Source organism: Lysinibacillus sp. NPDC056220 (assembly GCF_049315265.1).
GTDB classification, from domain to species: Bacteria; Bacillota; Bacilli; order Bacillales_A; family Planococcaceae; genus Lysinibacillus; species Lysinibacillus pinottii.
In genome coordinates this window covers 234428-253180 of the sequence record NZ_JBMOXD010000002.1, presented here as the reverse complement: position 1 = coordinate 253180, position 18753 = coordinate 234428, and the positions used below count along the sequence as shown (strand labels likewise).

The 18753-nt window shown below is 33.3% G+C and carries 20 protein-coding genes; 2 read left to right on the top strand and 18 right to left on the bottom strand.

All coding sequences use genetic code 11. The features are described from left to right. Positions 1-49: 49 nt before the first annotated feature. The 15 genes from ACOZBY_RS06275 to ACOZBY_RS06205 all read right to left on the bottom strand — a co-directional run bounded on the left by ACOZBY_RS06275 (position 50) and on the right by ACOZBY_RS06205 (position 13450). Positions 50-181, bottom strand: coding sequence for a cyclic lactone autoinducer peptide (locus ACOZBY_RS06275; protein ID WP_012295518.1), 132 nt, complete (start codon positions 179-181; stop codon positions 50-52). Positions 182-196: 15 nt separating this feature from the next. Next, positions 197-787 (bottom strand): accessory gene regulator AgrB, encoded by a 591-nt coding sequence (locus tag ACOZBY_RS06270; protein WP_012295519.1) that lies wholly within the window; start codon positions 785-787, stop codon positions 197-199. Between the two features lie 157 nt (positions 788-944). Continuing rightward, positions 945-1787, bottom strand: a complete 843-nt coding sequence (locus tag ACOZBY_RS06265) for an ABC transporter permease (protein WP_422761806.1) — start codon at positions 1785-1787, stop codon at positions 945-947. A gap of 19 nt (positions 1788-1806) precedes the next feature. After that, positions 1807-2538 carry a SagB/ThcOx family dehydrogenase gene (locus ACOZBY_RS06260; protein WP_227256817.1) on the bottom strand — a complete coding sequence of 244 codons (732 nt, stop codon included), beginning with the start codon at positions 2536-2538 and terminating at the stop codon, positions 1807-1809. Positions 2539-2562: 24 nt separating this feature from the next. Then, a complete protein-coding gene (locus ACOZBY_RS06255) occupies positions 2563-3396 on the bottom strand; it encodes a thiopeptide-type bacteriocin biosynthesis protein (RefSeq protein WP_207889337.1) in 834 nt (277 codons plus the stop codon). An 11-nt stretch (positions 3397-3407) separates the two neighbouring features. Continuing rightward, complete coding sequence (locus ACOZBY_RS06250; protein ID WP_200990578.1) at positions 3408-4574, bottom strand: hypothetical protein; 1167 nt, start codon at positions 4572-4574, stop codon at positions 3408-3410. Between the two features lie 20 nt (positions 4575-4594). Beyond that, positions 4595-6268 (bottom strand): YcaO-like family protein, encoded by a 1674-nt coding sequence (locus ACOZBY_RS06245; RefSeq protein ID WP_012295524.1) that lies wholly within the window; start codon positions 6266-6268, stop codon positions 4595-4597. Continuing rightward, a complete protein-coding gene (locus tag ACOZBY_RS06240; RefSeq protein WP_207890090.1) occupies positions 6268-7692 on the bottom strand; it encodes a hypothetical protein in 1425 nt (474 codons plus the stop codon). Before ACOZBY_RS06240 ends, ACOZBY_RS06245 begins: the two co-directional genes overlap by 1 nt. A gap of 5 nt (positions 7693-7697) precedes the next feature. Then, positions 7698-8438: an ABC transporter permease gene (locus ACOZBY_RS06235; protein WP_012295526.1), complete on the bottom strand. Its 741-nt coding sequence runs from the start codon at positions 8436-8438 to the stop codon at positions 7698-7700. Between the two features lie 12 nt (positions 8439-8450). Further along, entirely contained in the window at positions 8451-9176 is a 726-nt protein-coding gene (locus ACOZBY_RS06230) for an ABC transporter ATP-binding protein (protein WP_012295527.1), read from the bottom strand. An 11-nt stretch (positions 9177-9187) separates the two neighbouring features. Continuing rightward, positions 9188-11665 carry a lanthionine biosynthesis protein gene (locus ACOZBY_RS06225; RefSeq protein WP_422761802.1) on the bottom strand — a complete coding sequence of 826 codons (2478 nt, stop codon included), beginning with the start codon at positions 11663-11665 and terminating at the stop codon, positions 9188-9190. Next, on the bottom strand, positions 11634-12446 hold the full coding sequence (locus ACOZBY_RS06220; protein ID WP_422761800.1) for a hypothetical protein: 813 nt from the start codon (positions 12444-12446) through the stop codon (positions 11634-11636). The genes ACOZBY_RS06225 and ACOZBY_RS06220 overlap by 32 nt, the downstream gene beginning before the upstream one ends. Positions 12447-12794: 348 nt before the next feature. Continuing rightward, entirely contained in the window at positions 12795-12968 is a 174-nt protein-coding gene (locus tag ACOZBY_RS06215) for a thiazolylpeptide-type bacteriocin (protein WP_012295530.1), read from the bottom strand. 77 nt (positions 12969-13045) lie between these two features. Then, positions 13046-13219, bottom strand: coding sequence for a thiazolylpeptide-type bacteriocin (locus ACOZBY_RS06210; protein ID WP_012295531.1), 174 nt, complete (start codon positions 13217-13219; stop codon positions 13046-13048). Between the two features lie 72 nt (positions 13220-13291). Further along, on the bottom strand, positions 13292-13450 hold the full coding sequence (locus ACOZBY_RS06205) for a thiazolylpeptide-type bacteriocin (protein WP_080695225.1): 159 nt from the start codon (positions 13448-13450) through the stop codon (positions 13292-13294). A 1193-nt stretch (positions 13451-14643) separates the two neighbouring features. Here ACOZBY_RS06205 and ACOZBY_RS06200 point away from each other — a divergent pair. Together ACOZBY_RS06200 and ACOZBY_RS06195 are read left to right on the top strand one after the other, a co-directional pair. After that, positions 14644-15123 (top strand): hypothetical protein, encoded by a 480-nt coding sequence (locus ACOZBY_RS06200; RefSeq protein ID WP_422761797.1) that lies wholly within the window; start codon positions 14644-14646, stop codon positions 15121-15123. Positions 15124-15140: 17 nt separating this feature from the next. Next, positions 15141-16211 (top strand): hypothetical protein, encoded by a 1071-nt coding sequence (locus ACOZBY_RS06195; protein WP_422761795.1) that lies wholly within the window; start codon positions 15141-15143, stop codon positions 16209-16211. Between the two features lie 90 nt (positions 16212-16301). Here ACOZBY_RS06195 and ACOZBY_RS06190 read toward each other — a convergent pair whose 3' ends face one another. The 3 genes from ACOZBY_RS06190 to ACOZBY_RS06180 form a co-directional block, all read right to left on the bottom strand. Continuing rightward, a complete protein-coding gene (locus ACOZBY_RS06190; RefSeq protein ID WP_422761794.1) occupies positions 16302-16895 on the bottom strand; it encodes a hypothetical protein in 594 nt (197 codons plus the stop codon). A gap of 34 nt (positions 16896-16929) precedes the next feature. Beyond that, positions 16930-17544, bottom strand: a complete 615-nt coding sequence (locus ACOZBY_RS06185; protein ID WP_031419351.1) for a hypothetical protein — start codon at positions 17542-17544, stop codon at positions 16930-16932. 314 nt (positions 17545-17858) lie between these two features. Beyond that, on the bottom strand, positions 17859-18545 hold the full coding sequence (locus tag ACOZBY_RS06180) for a DUF421 domain-containing protein (RefSeq protein WP_012295540.1): 687 nt from the start codon (positions 18543-18545) through the stop codon (positions 17859-17861). Between the last annotated feature and the right edge of the window lie 208 nt (positions 18546-18753).

The window sequence follows — 18753 nt, the reverse complement described above, 5'->3', positions numbered from 1 at the left end:
TTAGCAAAATTTAGAATTTTTAGTGAAAATCTATCATTTCACACATAAATTACTTCTTCAATTCTTCTGGAATTGTTGGTTCAAAGGAATACAATACACAGAAATTATGAACACTCAACCCTCCTACTACAACAAACAGCTTTGTTAGACCTTCTGCAAACATATGTTGGATTTTTTTCATTTTCTTCTTCCTCCCTTATTTTTTCAATAATTTATATGTCAACGGAAGAATACAAAATACAGCTAGTAGACTTCCAAAAAATACTTGATTGATTACTATTTCTGAGCTTGTACTAATCATTACTGCTACACAAATCGAATAGCCAATAATGGCTCTATTTCTCAGTTTTACTCTCAACGCTTTATCATTAACACGGTTCTTTTCTGTATCTTGAGGGGCATATTTATAAAGACAGATATATACAGCTAGAATGCCAATCCAGAAAATCGATTCTGAAATTGAAATATCTCGTATGATGATCGGTAGTATTCCAAAAAGGAAAATGCTTATCAACGTGCAGGTACTGCTTTTTTTAGCATGAATACCTCTAGCATAGAGCCGTACTAATAAATAAGCACTGTGAAAGATAAATGTTAGCCAAACTGAATGAAGTAGAAATGCAGTTAAATAAACAGGAATGGCCTTCCCGAGATTAATGAGGCAGACTTCAATACCCAATTTACACTTCAGTTCTTGAATTCTGGTTAAATCTTGTCTTGCTTTTAATTTCCTAACCATATATTCTGCCAACACGTCTTCCCTAAATCCTTTTAGCAGTATTTCCATTTTTCCCCCTCCTTGTTTGTCTTTACAATAAAAGTATAGCTTTGTTATCTAGCATTTTTTCAAATGTTTAGTAACTTACTACTCTGATTACTTATATGCAAAAAAAAAAGAGGAAAATACACAGTTACGAGTATTTTCCTTACAATCATGAAATTTATCATACGACAAACTCTACAAAATATTTGGGATAAAGCGTAACCGCTTCACTGTATCCTTGAAGATTCATACGATTGATACAGACTTTGTTTCTTGTTGGGAAAAATTCATTTTGCCGCATTTTATTATACAAATTAAATAACTGAATAAATAGAATTCTTTCTAGGAAGAAACATATCAATAACTCTTCATGATGCATTATGGCTGCATTCTGCTCGCCTTCTATTGAAAATTTTGGGATTTCGAACTTTGTTGTATTAATTAATGGACCAATCTCCAAACTTTTTTCCTGACAACTCAATGCCAGTACATACTTTGAAAAAGACTCCACTGGATTCATTTCTGCGATTTTCTTTTGTGTTCCAATTAGGAGATCAATATTGTCCTGAGGCTTATCATCATAGACAGTTTGTACAAACGGCGATTTTTCCAGAAACTCTTGAACATTTGGGAATTTATCTTCTAACATGACTTGAATGTTAAAGATTTTCCCTGTATCAATAATTTTTTCTGCAAAAATCAAGTATTCAACAATTGCTTCCGTGGAAATGAAATAAGGTGTAAAAAATTCTGTATAGCTCCTAACTAGATTCAAAAGATCTCTGGATTTTTGTTTTTCATAGGAGATAAACAATGTAGGGTCCTTTTCCAAAAGCTGTTTTCCAAGCTTATTCTCCGAAGAGTCTGTTGTTTCATCTATTCCATGATAGATAATCTCTTTTAATTTATTAAACTCAATATCTTTGACTTTAAAGGCCATGACTGTTTCTAATGTTATACAATCCTGAATCATAAAGAAATCGTTCATTTTTTTTACTTGATATTTTAATTTTAAGCAATACATATTCTACCTCAGCTCCTTTCTATCCTATCAGAAATGCATACAAGGATGTTTGATGATCACTCAAAAGTTTTGATAGCTCAATATCATAAAAACCACCCAGGGGAACACTTTCCAATCCAAGGTAATTCGCTACTAATTGGATATTTTGTCCAATATGTCCAGCCTCCTGTTGAACTAGTTTATAGGAGATATCTGTATACTTTCCAGAGATTCCAGACATATCACAGCTCAAAGCAACAGCAAACTGAGCGGTATTAGCCAAATACTTTTGGATAAACGCTTTACTAATTTCATCCCACGACACGTACTGTTTAACTAATAGCTTTTGAGTATCACTATTCAGTAGCATAATATTTCCCTGCTCTATCAAATCCATGTCAACCAATTGCTCATTGAATAAAAAATAAATGTTAACATAGTACTGTGCCCCCCCAGAAGGGTATGTACGATTTTCTTTTTCACCACCAATCATAGCCAATTGAGTAAATTGCGCCATTAACTTTTTATTGACTTTGACATTCGCTTTGAATGGTTCCCTTGCCGTATATCTTGTCCCTAAAATTTTTTCAAATATATTATTTTCGTCTATCGTATACTCTAAATCTATTAACGGATAATGTCCATTTGCCTGTAATTCCCTCGGTCTATGAGCATATACTTGAGTATTGGTAAATTCAGGTTCATTGATTGACATCATATGATAATCCATGAATTTTTTCTCTATATTCCGCTCACCTTTAAAATTCCACAAATTAATGTCCTCCTTTTTAAGAAATCATCCAGCTTTAAGAAAAGCATCTGAAAAAATGAATTCATATTCCGGAGATACTCCTAATCGATTATTCAACATATGGAGATGAGAAATGACAATATAAAAGGCGTACTTTGGCTCCATTGTTGTTTGACATAACTTTATTTGAGCAAGCAAAGATTTGAACACCTTAAGATATGGTTGATAGAATTCAATTGCAAGCTCGCCATTTTTCAATTGATCAATTCTGTTGTTAATCACTTTGAATATATGCTCCGGGGTCTTATTCTGAGAAAATTGCGTCCATATTTCACGATATGCATGAAACATTGTCTCATGCTTCTCGATATACCCTAATTCTTGAGCAATTTTTGTACAGTTGTACATGAGATCAATCGCTAACACATAACGCTGAGTTCGATTAAGGTTTTGAATTATTTGTCCAGCAAATTTTGACGAGTGGACAAATAGTTCTTCGGATAGCGCCATTGCTGTCTCTCCCCCATAACGGTTTAGCTCTGGTACATACTCAATCGTCTGAATTGAAAAATTCGGATATGGAGCAGTTGGTACAATACCTTCTGTCTGAACAATCGCCTCATCATAGGAAATAGCTTGAAATGAATGGCTCTTATGTTTTTGGTGAAAGCTCTCTAATATTTGCTCCAAATCTTTATCAACTTTCTCTGCTATATCTTGTGCAGTTTGGTATCTCAAACGGATGTGGGGACCACCATCCCAATAACGAATGAAAAAATATCGAACCTTTTCTCTATCTAAAAATGGCAACAAATACTCTTTTAAAAACTCTTCAATTAACACATAATCATGAATGAATAAATGTTTAGATATCCACATAAGGCTCTCCTTTATTTTAAAAATATACTGTGACTTGTATTCCAGCTCTTAAAAAGATTTAATGAGTAGCCAAGCTGTACATTGTTCTCTAAATTGAATTTCTCTTTTATTATTTTGTCATTGTAATTTTTAATCCCTCGAGCAGCCATTCCATACTTCGCAGCAATAATAGATAAATGTTGTGCAAAATGACCAATCCTTAAAAATATGTCATCATAATCTTGTCTTGTTTTCTCAAAGGTAAAAAATATCCAATAATACATGCCTTCCAAATTAGTGAAATCTTGATATTCTTGCAACATCTTCTTATACATAAGTTTTTCTTTCGGTTGAATAAATTCACATGTTTCTCCAATCCGATAAAATCCACTTTTGAGATCAGCAATATTATCTATAAAGGTCCACAAACCTATTTCAGGATAGTCCTGTGCTGCTACTAGGAATTCCTTTAGGAATTGATGATGTGTAGTAGCTAACATTAACTTTTTTACTACTGAATCGCCTTTAATATTTTGCTCCGATACTCTTCTCCTGAAAAATTCGGTTTCCGGTTGCTCTTTTATATCTACTGTACTCAAATGATATTCTTGGTCTAAAGCTATTTCCAGTACAAGCGGAATTGTTACAAAATCACGAGCCTTTTCAAGTGAAGCTGTTGTTAGTTTTCGGTGACGAATTCGATGGCCCTTTAAAACATAGTCAAGATTATAAAGATAATGACCCGTATTCAATAAACCTAGCATCAAAGAAAATTCACCATAGAATTTTTGGAGCTGACGATTGTCATTTACGATTACTAGATAATCTCTTTCAGCATTCAACCCTTTAAAATACTCTTGGTTATATACATAAATTTTGTCTGTTAATGCTTTGTATACAAACATATGCGTTTTATGAACGAATACCAATTTGAGACTATCTATATTTCTAGCCTTTGGAGAAAAAGAATGGAAATAGTATTTGCTGAAAAAATCTATCCGCTGAATCATTTCTAAATAATAATAGAGATCGTAAATAATGGAACTCCAGCCATCACTTTTACCAAGCTCCTTCAAAAATTTCATGTCAATCACATCTAAATGATTTTTAAATAGCGGTTCATCATCCACTTGTGCAACAGACAATGTTTGCTTATAACGATTCTCTCCGAATCGATCTAAATATTGTTGATCAATCATCCTTATTCCCTCCCGTTCAATTATGGAAATGGATGTGGTGTTTTCTCTATCCAGTTTTTATCTAGCTTCCCTTTCTTCTTATATTGAATAGCCTTTTCAATTCGCTGACTGACAACTCGTCTATTTTGATGCCCAAAAGTCATTGTCAGCATGCCAGGCACTACATATTTCACATTAACAAATCCTGCAGAAAATAAATTCGGGTTTTCCATCGTAGCCCGATACGCTTTACCAGAAATATCGACCAATTGCTTCTCAAGCGTTCGAACAACCTCGGAAAATTTCCCTTGATATGCTGTATATCCTGTTTCCAATTGCTCATAGGAAGACACCATCTCTGTATTTAATGCAAACGAAAATGCATACTTCATCTCCTTATTTGAGTAAAGCAGCAAGTGGTCTTCCAACTTGTGAACCGATTGAGGATTCATCAATAATTGTCTCTTTCTTGTCTGATAATCCTCGTTATTAAATACATTTGTAAATACAGTAATCGCTGTTGTAGCTTCAATTAATGCTCGTTCTATTGACTCTTCCAAATCAAAGGAAGCTGCCGCAGCTGTGTAAAAGGCCATTTCATTTTCCCTAGGCTCCTTTTTTTCTAATAGGACCCAGATAGTTGGAATTTTCACTTCCATAGATATATCAAACAAATGTACACGAATATTTTTTTGCTTTAGGGATTCCAAATAAGCTTGGATTTTTTTAGAATGAATGCTTGATTCATCAATTCTGACAGGTGGAATTTGTCCATACCAAGTAGCTAAAAAGGCATCTCGTTCTATCAGTTCTAGCATCGCATGAAGGCTAGCTTCTGCTTCTGTTGAACCGAGAGCACTGCCATTAGAACTTTCATAAATAAATCTTTTTTCGTCAGAAACAACATGAGAGTTATAATAAATTAGCTGCTCGGGAATTAAAACATCTTTTTCACTATGCAATGCCCAAACTTTCTCATAATTCAGTGGCTGATCTTCTGAATAATTTTCTGGATTGCCATAATTGCATTGCGCCATTACTTCACTTAGCGTTAGGTCGATCACTTCTGAATCCTTTTCTCGCATTGACCTTTTTTGCTTTTTATAAGGAAACGCTGTAGCATAGCGCTCTAACGATTCCAAAATAGAAATATATTTTGACTTCTCATACGTCCCTGTCCGACCATAGGAAAGCATTGAAATCCCCTTGTACAATACTTCTGTCTGAACCATTGGTGTACCATAAGAATCTCCAGAACGAGCCAATGCATTCACGATCGACGATGGATGCGCATAGATTAGTTTTTTGTTTCTTTCAATCTTCTCTCTTACCTGTTCAAAGCTCAATTGCCGATTATCCTTTGCATCGAACATCGTATCCAATTCCTGAAGTTTATGTGGAGCAGTATCTTCATTACAGTGACAATCTCCTCGCTTGAAAGTTGCTTTCGCTTGAATTTCCAATGTATCTCGATTTATTTCATAGAGGTACGGTTCATTACTTGTTTGAAGCTTTTGCAAGAGAGTAGCAATTATTTCTGCTTCTAAGTGGCTAGGCTCATCTTCTTGCCAACCAAAATATTGTTGGTAGCTTTTCAGTTCTTTTGTTCGCTCCTTAAAGCAGTTTAGGCAAAAGAATGAATCATTCTTGGATGAATGTACAAAAATATACTTTTGGTTTGTAATAATCGTAGCAACGTTTGTTAGTATGGTCATCACTCCACCTCCAAAAGTTCATATTCAAAACCATGATCATTGAGAATTTTCCCCACAGTTGTCTGCTGTCCACTTACTAGATTTTGTTGATGAGATATGTCCCAATTGAAAGAGCTGCCTTCTTTTAAGTGGAGCTCATTTACGTCTATGGATTGGAAGAATGATTCTTTAATGGATACATCATTCATATGCATACTAATCCAAGTCAGTAAAACTGTTATCAACTGGGCTGCTGTTCTTACGGGTAGCTGAAAAATGAATGCTTCTGAATTATGATTTACAGCATACAAGTAATACCCCCCACTAATACATGCCTGAAGGTAGAAATGAGTAGATAGCTTTTCTTGATTCATTAAATTAATAATAAGCTCTGATTCTTCCAGCTCATTCAGATATAATCTGGACAGTTTCCCTGCTTTATTATGTTGGGTACTATAAATAACTTTTTCCTGTTGCTTCAATAGAAGATCTTTTGAATAGCTATTTTTTAATATTTCGATAAATGCTGCCTCTGAGAGAAACTGTGCGAGTCTTTCATAAGAAATATCTGCAAAGTAATAATTTTCTTTGTCTTCTGTTTGCACGGTAATAATCTGCAACGGTGATTGGTTGTAAGTAAAATACTCTTTATTTTTATTAAAAGATACTATCTTTGAATCATATTTTTTCACAAAATTTTCAAGTGAATTATAATTCTTGATAGCATCTTGAGGCGCTCGTCCTGAAATTTGATAATCCACCTTTTTAATTCCGTCAAACGCCAATTTCCTCTCAACTTCCATAAGAGAATTAATATTGAATACCGGGGCACTTTCCGCAACAATAGATATAATGACGCCATAATAAAGGAAGCCTGCAAGAAGTTTCTCTGAAATATCCTCAGCGGATACGGACTCAAAATTTGTATGCTTTCTTGTGGTAATCCATATTCTCTCTTCTTTTTTCCCAATATAATAATTTACAACGGTTTTCCCGTCTGCAAAAACTTCTATATTCTCAACTTCTACAATTTCATGTTGAATATGATTTTCTGCCAATAATTCACTGAGACAAATTGCACCAAAATAGGATGTGGGAATTTTTACATAAATTTTCTCAATGTCTCTCAAACCTTTTTCTACTGATAGACATTGCTCTTCTACCCATGGTAAATAGAGGCTGCTTTTGTGAAGATCATAGACCTTCGGATCAATTAAATAAAAAACATGTTTTTTTATAAGAAATTGAATAAGTTTTGTGTAGCGGCTAAACTCTTCAAAAAGTGCTGTTTCTTCACTTCCCTGATAGGCATTACTAATCAAGGAAGTGATATCTTCATATTCTGAAACACTTAGTTTTAATTTTATTAGTTCGTTTGGCCCATATATAAATAAGTCTGGTTCATTATAATGATAACGAATATTTCTTCGAGCCTTTATTAGCATATTACTCACTCCTTCTTATTGTTGAACTTAATGACAACTAATGAAATAATCAGAAGAGCTGACGTGTACCCGATTGAAATCAACATATCTTGATTGAATTCAAATGTCTCATTCCAAATTGAAATATAAATATTATTTAAATGATAGAACGGATTCACATAAGATACATACTTTACAAAATTCGGGAGACTCTCCACTGGAACAGAGAAGCCACCAGTGAACATAACAATTTGGAATAACACAATAGACAAAATAAGTGCTGTTTTAACTTCCTTAAAGTTTGAATAAATTGCGTGAGAATAAACCAGCATCACCGCATTAATGAGTAATAAGCTTAAATATGAAACCAAGAAATTAACAATGGAAAGCTGCAAATCATAAACAAGTAAGCCGATTAAAGTTATTAAGAAAAATCCTGCAGTAGCAATAATGAATGACTTAGCAATGCTGGACATGAGAAGAATTTTATCAGTGATGGGCGTAATGAAAAGTCTTTTTTCAATTCCAGCTGCACGATTCATTACCTGATCAAAACCAAAGGCAAAAAATACGACTGAAAAACTAATCAGGACAATAAACGAAGGTGTATACATTTGAACATAGTTCATCCCTCCGCTATAGGTTGCATTACTAAACATTTGTCCCATTAAAATATATGTGACAGGCGGTACAACAACCGTGAAGACTAAATAAAATAACTCTCTAAAGAACATTTTTAAGTCATATTTAATTTGTGTTAATAACATATTTACTCCCCCTTATTTGGCAATTTTATCAAGATAGAAGCTATTAATAGATTTATGACCGGATTTTAGTATATTTTCTGGCGTATCAAATACTTCGGTTACACCGTCATTAATGAAAAGAACTTTATCACAATAGAGTTCGATTTCGTCCATATAATGCGTCGATAAAATCACTGTACTATCATTTTTTTTAATATATCCTGTGATGCTTTCCCATAATATATTTCGCATATGAGGATCCAGGCCAGTAGTCGGTTCATCCAAAATAATCAAACGCGGTTTAGAAGAAAAAGCAATTGCTAGGCTAACCTTTTGCTTCCAGCCCCCAGATAAATTATCAAAGAATGTATTGAGATGCTCCTGCAATTCAAACTCTTCAATAATTTCATTCAGATCTACTTTGCTACCATAATAGGATCTAAAAAGATCTAGTAATTCTTTTACTTTTAATTTTTTATAAAACTGTGTAGGTTGCAGAACCGCGGATATATTGCTTTTAATTTTTCCGAGCTGGGCTTGATCAATTTCCTTTAAATTATTACCAAAGACAACAACCTTCCCATCATTGAAGTCCTTAATGGTCATTAAAATTTCTAAGAATGTCGATTTCCCAGCACCATTTTTTCCAATAACACCAATAATTTCACCTTTTTCAGCAATAAAATCTATTCCTTTCAGAACAGCTTTTTTTCCATAGTTCTTTGTTAGTTTTTCTACCTTTACATTAAAATTCTGCATTGTTCACCCTCCTAATTGTCAATCGTATATTCCACAACATATTCCCTAAGGTCATTCTTAAATTCAGGTAACACCTCTTCGATAAAGAACGTAGGATCTTGACTTTCTTCATTGGTAATTTCATTCATAAAATGTTTGAATAGTATTGGTACTGTAATATCAATAAACAATGGTTTCATCGCAGAAATTTCTTCACCCATACGATATTTCTTTAAAAAGAAAGTTTCAGGTAAATGCCGATCTTTAAAATAGTTATTAATGCATGAATATAGCTCTACTTCATCTGCGGCTTCTTTACTGATACGCTTTAAATCTTCGTGTTTGATAGTCCATTTCTTTCTGTACATCACAATATTTTCAAAAATAATTCTTGGCATATCACTTCTTTTTTTCAAAAAGTAATTTATATCAAAGTTGATTCTTCCGCTTTGAAACAAAAGTAGCAATACAGATAAAACTCCCGGGAGAAACACTGGAACTAATGATGATTTATAGGCTACTCTCGCTTCATTCTTCTGATGGTCAAGCACTATCAATTTTTTCTTTTTCTCATCATATTTAACCGAAAAATCTGATATATGAGGATGCCCAACATCATGGAATCTCTGATATCCAAATTCCAGATTTAATTTTTGACTATAATTTCTATCATGAATGCCGCCATTAAATCCAAACAGCTCTGTTACTTCGTAATAATTTTTGTCATAATAATTTTTCCCTATATATTCTTGATACTGTGTATCTCTATTTAAGTCCTCGAAGAAGTCTTTAAATCTAGATAAAAATTTCTCCTGACCATCATAAATATCGTTTAAAATTACTTTCTCCTGAAAAAGCTGATAAAAAAAGGTCATACTAAATTCATTGCCGTATTTAATATATTTAGGAATTTTTTTAGAAAAAGGTTGTATTAGTTCCTGAAAGTCAATTTCTCCAGCTTGATTTTCATCTAAGTATTGAGAAAAGAATGCCTTAAATTCATCTCTAAGATCATCCAAAATCTTTACTTCAGATGCAATCGCTTCATCATATCGGTAATCCATGTCCTGGAAATAAGGGAAGAAGTATCTCAATTTTTCGAAGAATACATTGTTTAATAAATTGCTGTCAGACAAACTGATTTCCGAATGGCCATATAATTTTTTATATAGCGCTGCCACTTCGTATTGCACACGAATATTCACATCAAATAACAGTAAAAATGCCGTAATTTCTTCAAAAAAACGATTAGAAAACTTATTTTCAATATCTTTGAGACTGCTCTTATTGCTCTGAGCATCAAACAAGATATCTTCATATAGAATTTCCGTACCAAAATTCGGAATGGTTTCACTCAAACTTTTAATCATATCCTCAATCTTTCTCCAAAGAACTAACCGCCCATTTGTATCTGCCTGCTCAAACTCCTTTTGCATTTCATTCATTAATTGAAGCTGGCGTGATAGCTCTTCGCAAATACCATGTTCGTTTAAAAAGGAAATCATTTCTTTTACAAGATTTCTTTTAGCATTTACTGAAATTTTTTGTACTACTATTTTTGTGGAAACAAGTTTTTTAAATACATCCAACTCATGCCCCGAATAAAGTTCTTTTTCCCTTAGAAATTGAGCAAATTCTTTATAAAATATAGTTTGCCCTTGTTTTTTCTTTAGAAATTGAATTACTTCTTCCGCAATCCCCATTTCAACCAGCTTATCTCTTGTTTCATATATTTTCTTAGATTGTGGAACATTCTCTTGCGTGACAAAGAAAATCTTAGAATTCCTTTGCCCAAATTTAGAAACATGGACAGGGATTTTTTCTAATGATTCCTCGTCGGTACGAATAGCTTCCAAAAATATTCTAAAAAGTAGAGCATGATTTAATTCGATGTTTGCCTTCTTTTTTATTAAAAATCGATTACCAGAAGAGCCCGTTTGGGTAAGGTAAGAAAACGGACTAGTTTTCATAGAGCTGCGCATTAATAAGTTGATAATAAAATTGTCCAACTTTTTTTCTTTTTTATTATGTGTTTGTACCGGTTTGGATAAATACTTTTCAATGTTCTTATAAATAGTTTGATTAAAAAATAAAACGGTCTTTTGCAGTTGTTCATCCGCTATTTCTCTTTGAAGAATCTCCCTCGATTTCAATACGGCTTCCTCATAACGTCGATGCAGTGCTTCTTGATACAACTCTAATTGATCTAAAAGGTCTACTAGTTGCTTCAACAAAATTGGCCCTGAGTATTTTCTTAAACGAATGCTACGTAAATTATGAACATCCCGTTTCAGATTCAATAGCTTAGGATCCTTTTGTAGAGAGAACTCTTCTTCAATTTGACTGACTACAATTTCTTTCTCTCTTTCAATTTGTTCATGAACATTGTCAATCTCGTCTTTAGCAGACTGAATTTCCTTCGCTTTTTCTCGCATTTCAAAGTACCAATAATCAGAGGTATTGGTTCCTCGATAAATACTAAATGGATTTTGAGTAACTGTTATAGTCAAGTCCTAACTCCTCCCTCCAAGTCATCCCTTTTTTACTTTCCACTACTCTGTAAGCCATATAAATATACTTTTGCTTCTTCAAGGCACTTATATTAAAGTAAGGTAATAGTAAATACAGCAGATTGACTGTAAATCTATAGGCCGTTGCTTCAGGTTTTTCCATAAAGTTATTTTTCTTTGAATAGGCAACAAAATTCCTATGAAAATCATTTTTAAAATTTTTTTCTAATTCCTCTATAGTACGAGCCAATTCAGCTTTATAATGATCGTCTAATAATTCGTCCACCTGACTTAAACAACATCCATAAAACTCTGAAAAATATTTATACCATCTATTAATTAGCTGAGAATGTGCTTTCTCTGCAATTTCAAAACCTAATTGCCTTTCTACATAAAGTGTCTCAAATAAATTTTCGTTGTAGGGTTTCTCTTGCTTGGCAGAAAGCTCAAAGAAGCCATGAACATGCGAGACAAATGAAAAGTAACCTTTATTATTATTTTTTTCATGATAGACATCTGAAATTCTTGAAAAAATAAGTGGAAACAGCTCATCTAGCTTAATATTCTGCGCTTCTATATATTTTCTAGTATCCAGTAGCAATTGGTAATGTCTGAATCGTTCGTTCATAAATAAATTAGTTAATCGTTCATTATGAAATTGCAAAAAATAAGGATGTATGTCTATTTCTCCGTGTTCTCGAATTGCACGTTCACTTTTCTTATTTTCCAAATTAGAAATCAATAGGGAACTTTGTTCATATTTTTTCTTCACTTGATCCATATAGGATTTATCCAATGGTCTCTCTTCGATTAGCTGGTGCACTCTCTTTTTCAGAGTTTTATATTCAGATTGCGATATTTTATTTTTTGTAACTAACTGAATATGAGGTCCACCCTCCCACCCCTTTGACACAAAATATTGATTTGTATTCCACATATCATCAATAAGTAATAGCAATGATTGTTCTAATGAACTGTCATAGTTATAAATACAGGTTTGATACATTGCAACACACCCTTATGTATTTTTTTTACCCTGTTGGATTCTCCAAATACAACTCTTAGATAGAAGATAATCGGGCGGTTGTCACAATAGTTTGTTTCAACCGCTCCATTATTTTTCAAGTCATTAACAAGAACCACAGCATGACGTTGAGCCACATGTTGATGATGCTGAACAGCTTGTCGAGCCACTGCTTGCTGTTGTTTCCGGAATTGCTGACACCTCGTCTAAATCTAGTAATTCCACTTCTAAATCGAATTCATTTGTATTTACTTCCTGAGTATGCATCTCTTTTTTCATCCTTAGTTCCTCCCATAAATAGTAATTAGTTGTTTATACTATTTTCGAAACCGACTCTACATCTTCCAAACAATTTATTAACAAGAACCACAGCATGATGTTGAACCGCATGTTGATGATGCTGAACAACTTGTTGAGCCACTGCTAGCTGTAGTTTCTGGGATCGCTGACACTTCATCCAAATCTAATAATTCTACTTCTAAATCAAATTCTTTTGCATTTACTGTTTGAGTATTCATCTCTTTTTTCATCTTTAGTTCCTCCTATAAATAGTGATTATTTGGCTACTACAATAAAAACTTACACCAATTCCTCTAAATGATTTAACAAGAACCGCAGCATGATGTTGAGCCACATGTCGATGATGCCGAACAGCTTGTCGAGCCACTGCTTGCTGTTGTTTCTGGAATCGCTGACACTTCATCCAAATCTAATAATTCTACTTCTAAATCGAATTCATTTGCATTCCGTTCTTTTTCCATTTTTCTTTTCTCCTTTCATTTATTTACATACACACTATAACTCGAGAAATCTACAGTTATTCATTCTTTTCATACAAACCGCTCCTCTATACTTAGGTGTCCTAGTTAACTAAAATAGGTGTTCTAATTTCCATCTTAACTGTCAATAAAATGGGGTGTATCTGCTGATTCATACCAACGTAAACCTGATTGTTTTTTATAAAAAAAAACCGCTTAAGCACTATTCTTAAGCGGGTCTTTTTCATTTAATTAAGGGATGAACGGGACAATCGTGTAATGTTAGAATAAGTAAAAATAAAAATTCAACAATAAGATTATCTTGACTCAACATTGACATTTATTTATTTTTGTAAGTAATACAAATCCCTTAACAACACGAAAAGAAATTGGCATAAAGAGTAATTTTTAGAGATGCAAATCTTTTAAATTCACTTTCTACCCTAAAATAACTTAACCTTACATTGGAGGAATATATACTGAAAATAAATACTTTAGAAAATTTACAGGGAAGGCATGATGTTTTTGAATTTATGCAAGGTCCTTTTAAAAATAAACATTGGCATGATACTTCTATTTATCTAACAACAGAAGCCTTTGATTTTTTACATTTATTTATAGAAGATGTATTACCTGCTTTCAATTACTTTGGTCCCAACTGCGTTAATCAAGAACAATGGAATCAAATCGCTTTCAATGCATGTTCACTAAATAATACAGCGGATATCCAATTCTTACGACTTTTCAATAAAATTGATTATTGGGTGAATGAAAATTTCAAGGAGCACAATTGTTTCTCAATTTGTGGACCATAAAAATTTTTTTAAAATGAATTTAACTATTCGTCAACATAAAAGGATCAGCCTCACTATTAATTGAGTAGCTGATCTTTTTGTTGTTCATTAGCCAATACTTTATATGTTGTTAGTTTGTGTAACTATATATAAAATACTTAGCAATTATCACGGGCTCCTATTAATCCACTTAGATAAACTGACCGCCCCATCTTATCTCCAGACTGCCATTGCTAAAACCTCCGTAACTCCTGCCAATCTTCAGGTTAGGTGTATAAATAAATTTACATTATTATATTAACTTTACTTATATTACCATATACATTATTATTCATTTAGGCTTTATAGTTTTAAAAGTTTGTAGGTTTTACAGATTAGGTTTTATAAGTGAAAGGTCAAAGTGTGAAAAAAGAAAGGATGATTCGTATGAAAAAGAAAAAATTTATAAGCAAGATGACCCCTATCATGGTGGTTTCTGGAATTATTTTTTCAAGCATTTCTGCCTTTGCCACAGAATTGCCAGAATCAATTACTATGGATGGGAAAGTGTTGGTAATGGATAAGTCCGCTGGCGGTGGAAGTGATAGTGCGTCACGAGACAACAACACTATGAGTATCTCTAGAAATTCTTATAAAGTTACAGGTAGTGATGTTCGGTTGTATGTGGATTCTTCACATGGGCATGGCGGTGACCATTTTGCATCTGGCTGGGTAGATGCCACTGCGCCACAATTTACTGCACGTGCAGAAGTTTGGTCCAATGGTCGACTTAACACTACTGGTAATAACCATTTGAATAGTGGGATTAGAGCCAATGCAACTTCTTATCTAGCTACAGGCCTTGTTCCAAATGCGACACCTCGTATTTTCTATAATTGGTAATGAAGAGAAAAAACTTATTGCTACGCTTGATAAGACCTATTTATACAATTGTCGGAATTCTATTCCTCGTCGTTTTAACTGCCTGTAGCGCAACAGATGATGTAAGTATAGCAGATGTACAACAACCTCAAACCAACACAGTTGAACCAGAAAAATCACAAACGACGACACCTAAGCCAGAGTCATTTGATGATTACGAGGATTATATTGATTACGTCTCCGATATACCTGAATTTGAACCGTACTATAAAACCGTTTTTGCTTTTGAAGAACTTTCAGATGGCATCAAATCTGTGCCAATTGAAGAAGTAAAGGCTATGTATAACGAAATAAAAACAGCTTTTGATTATATTCTTGTGAATGAATACCCCTTAGTTTATAGAGGACATTATGAAGGCGAAACAAGTTTTGTGGAAGGATATGAAGAGTATCAAGCCGCTGGCAACGATAAAATTATTTCAAACCCATTGAATGTTGTTTCACTTGATCAGGAAGGTAATGAAGTGTTGACAACCCCATTAAAAACAATTTTATTAGGTGAAGGCACTTTTAATCACTTCGATAATAGTATTGAAGAAGGCAGAAACCTTCTAAAGTCTGATTTTTCGCTTGAGGCACCCAACAAACCTATCAGTGTTGTGTTGGGGAATGCGTATAAGGATATTTATAAAATTGGCGAAATATTTTCCTTGGAATTAATTTCTGAAGTAATGGATTTTCAAGTCGTTGGTTTTTATCATTCAGGTGTTGGTTTTTCAATGAACTTTGGTGCCCTACAAGATGTGAACTTGGATCACACCATCGTTATGCCTCATTTTATACCTCATTACAAACCTGCTGGAGAAGCAGCTGTTTTTCAACATGCTTACCATATCGGTGAATTGCTATCAGGCTATATCCGTATTCCAGAGTCGGTCGAGAAAATAAACGAAGACACCTATGCTTATACAATGGACAAAATGGAAAAAATGGCGGAAAGGCATGATATTTCCGGTCTTATAAAATGCCATATTGGCCAGTGGGATTTGTTTGGTAAGGGGAAATTACTACTAATAATTTCAACAGATAGTGCTCCTCGCTTTGAATAGTTTGGTTGTAGTAAACCTTGTTCTACTAAAAGTGAGGAGTACTTTTACTCTCTTGGCTATTGAAATAAAAAAGAACAGTATAATTTCTATTTACCTAATTATTTGTTCATACTTTTTCCCTTTTACTGTAATGATTGCTTTTAATGGTTTCCCATCCTTCTCCACTTGTTCTGGTACAGAAGCTATAAAATGTAGAGTACCCGTTTTCAAAGGCTCGATCGATGTAATATTGGTAAACGTGAAATCCGCTCCACCTCGATCTTCTATTGTTGAGAAAGTTGTATATTCATATTTTCCATCATAAATAATTTTCACATTTAAAAATTCATCAGATGATTGACCTGTTGTTAGTAAACTTTTTACCGAAATAATAGTATCTAAGTACACTTCACCCTCCTCTTCATTTTTGTAATATGTATACATAGAATTTGGATTTGGGGGTGAAATTTGTTTACCGAAAACATTGTTGTTAATAGTGATTTCTGCGTAATTATCAACTATCAATGCGTTTCCTTTAGTAATCGTCAGAACTTCCTCTACCTCTGTTTCATTTTCAGATACTTCTTCTTCTGCATTTTTTCCAACAGATTCTTTTGGATTACTATCTGAATTGTTATTTTTATCGCTTTGACCACAAGCCACCAATAACATAGACACCCATAATAATAATGCTAATTTTTTCATGAAAACCCCTCCTATATTATAGGTGCTCTTCAACTTACTTATTGTTATTTTCATTTAAGGAATCTGGATAAACCATCGTGTCAAATATCTCTCCATTTGTTTCATCTTTTAAATTTACTGTGACTTTATAATCTTCAATGTCTGCACCGTTAAATAGCTGGTAGTACATGCCTGCTAAAGCTAGTCCAAAAGATGCAATTGCATCGAAACTACCTTCAAACTTTTCTTTATTTACTGTCAGTGTAAACTCAGAAAAAGATTTATTATAAGTTACATCATTTATGGAAACAAAATCTTCGCTTGTTTTAAGTTCTTCTACACTTTTTACAATTCTTTCTTTTAATTCCTTCATCATCTTTTTGTGCTCAGATTTAGACATTTTATAAGTTAAAGATCCGTCTTCATTCTTAATAACTTCCTTAATGCCACTATTTTTCGCCTCAGAAATAATAGAATCTATGTCTTGCCCCTTGTATAATGTAGCTGGTATTGTGACTTCAACATTTATAAGACCTTTATCAACTTTTAATGGTTCTTCGGATGCTTTATCAGCACCATCTGTTTTCTTCCCACTATCATCATCCTGATTACAAGCTATTAACAAAATACTTAATAGCAATGTAAGTGGTAAAATAAGAAATTTTTTCATTTTTTTCAATCTCCCTTCTCCACAAATATACATGGATAATGAAGGAATATCTATTACTATTTTCATATTTCTACATATTTTGCGCTTTACAATAAAAAACACCCGTTCCGAAATGGAGGAAGCTGTATCTATATGGCTAAGTAATTATTAGCAGGTTTCTTATATGGAATGGACGAAGATTGAGAAGGAATTCCTAACCCTTCGATCCATGCAGCATTAAAATACTTCAGCGTTTAGGTATCATTAACAAACAGCAATAAAAACAAAAAAGTGACCAGATACTCATTTTTAATTGAGCGCCTGGTTACTTTTGTTTAGAATTTTTGTATAAATAAACTTCCATCAGATTGAATTTCAGCATAAAACACTTCTTTGACCTCTTTTATATTTGCCCTGCTTAATTCGTTTTCTAACCAATCTCTACTTTTACCAACCTCCAATAAATTTTTCGGTAATAATTTTCCATCAGCAATTATTTCAATAGGTAAATAAGTCGGCGGCGAAGGATATATTTGTAAGTCGCTTTTTTGTGTTCCTTGATATTCAGGTTTTTTGAGAATACTAAGTCTACCATTTGGTTCTAGAATGGCGAAATCTATTTCTGCTATTGAAAAGATTTGATATTGCCTAATCAACATCGTCAGGTCATCGATATTAACACCTGTTCTTTTTAATGCTTTTCTGTCTATCTTTCCATGTTTTATAATAATGGTAGGTTGACCATCAAAGATCACTCTAATTTTTCCAGACTTAAGACTTATATAACTGACTATTATAGTAAGTGAACACCAAATTACTAGGCTGAGTAAATCCTTTGTGTAATCTTTTGTACTAAGAACAACCATATTTGCAGCCATTGATCCTATTGTTATTCCTGTTACATAGTTAAAAAAAGTTAAATGACTTAATTGTTTTTTTCCTAAAAGACGTGTAAGAGCTAGAAGGACAAAAAAAGTAATAACTGTTTCACTCGCTATCTGTAAGTAGCTTACATCGTTCATTGTTTCACCCCTGTCTATAATAGAATGGTCAAGTATTTAAGAAATTACACAAATAGCCTAGGCTCAACAAAGATAAAATGGCAAAGGAATTAACAAGGAAAGTTTTTTAGAATATGGTCTAAGGGTAATCGTATTGCCTCCTAGTAGTGATATCTAACACGAATATTCCTCCCGCCTATTTTTTATAAGAATCAAAACTTTTAAGTTT

Coding starts and splice junctions, on each gene's coding strand:
- ACOZBY_RS06275 (WP_012295518.1), bottom strand. CDS start 181: ATGAAAAAAATCCAACATATGTTTGCAGAAGGTCTAACAAAGCTGTTT.
- ACOZBY_RS06270 (WP_012295519.1), bottom strand. CDS start 787: ATGGAAATACTGCTAAAAGGATTTAGGGAAGACGTGTTGGCAGAATAT.
- ACOZBY_RS06265 (WP_422761806.1), bottom strand. CDS start 1,787: ATGTATTGCTTAAAATTAAAATATCAAGTAAAAAAAATGAACGATTTC.
- ACOZBY_RS06255 (WP_207889337.1), bottom strand. CDS start 3,396: ATGTGGATATCTAAACATTTATTCATTCATGATTATGTGTTAATTGAA.
- ACOZBY_RS06250 (WP_200990578.1), bottom strand. CDS start 4,574: ATGATTGATCAACAATATTTAGATCGATTCGGAGAGAATCGTTATAAG.
- ACOZBY_RS06245 (WP_012295524.1), bottom strand. CDS start 6,268: ATGACCATACTAACAAACGTTGCTACGATTATTACAAACCAAAAGTAT.
- ACOZBY_RS06240 (WP_207890090.1), bottom strand. CDS start 7,692: ATGCTAATAAAGGCTCGAAGAAATATTCGTTATCATTATAATGAACCA.
- ACOZBY_RS06235 (WP_012295526.1), bottom strand. CDS start 8,438: ATGTTATTAACACAAATTAAATATGACTTAAAAATGTTCTTTAGAGAG.
- ACOZBY_RS06230 (WP_012295527.1), bottom strand. CDS start 9,176: ATGCAGAATTTTAATGTAAAGGTAGAAAAACTAACAAAGAACTATGGA.
- ACOZBY_RS06220 (WP_422761800.1), bottom strand. CDS start 12,446: ATGGATCAAGTGAAGAAAAAATATGAACAAAGTTCCCTATTGATTTCT.
- ACOZBY_RS06215 (WP_012295530.1), bottom strand. CDS start 12,968: ATGAAAAAAGAGATGCATACTCAGGAAGTAAATACAAATGAATTCGAT.
- ACOZBY_RS06210 (WP_012295531.1), bottom strand. CDS start 13,219: ATGAAAAAAGAGATGAATACTCAAACAGTAAATGCAAAAGAATTTGAT.
- ACOZBY_RS06205 (WP_080695225.1), bottom strand. CDS start 13,450: ATGGAAAAAGAACGGAATGCAAATGAATTCGATTTAGAAGTAGAATTA.
- ACOZBY_RS06190 (WP_422761794.1), bottom strand. CDS start 16,895: ATGAAAAAATTAGCATTATTATTATGGGTGTCTATGTTATTGGTGGCT.
- ACOZBY_RS06185 (WP_031419351.1), bottom strand. CDS start 17,544: ATGAAAAAATTTCTTATTTTACCACTTACATTGCTATTAAGTATTTTG.
- ACOZBY_RS06180 (WP_012295540.1), bottom strand. CDS start 18,545: ATGAACGATGTAAGCTACTTACAGATAGCGAGTGAAACAGTTATTACT.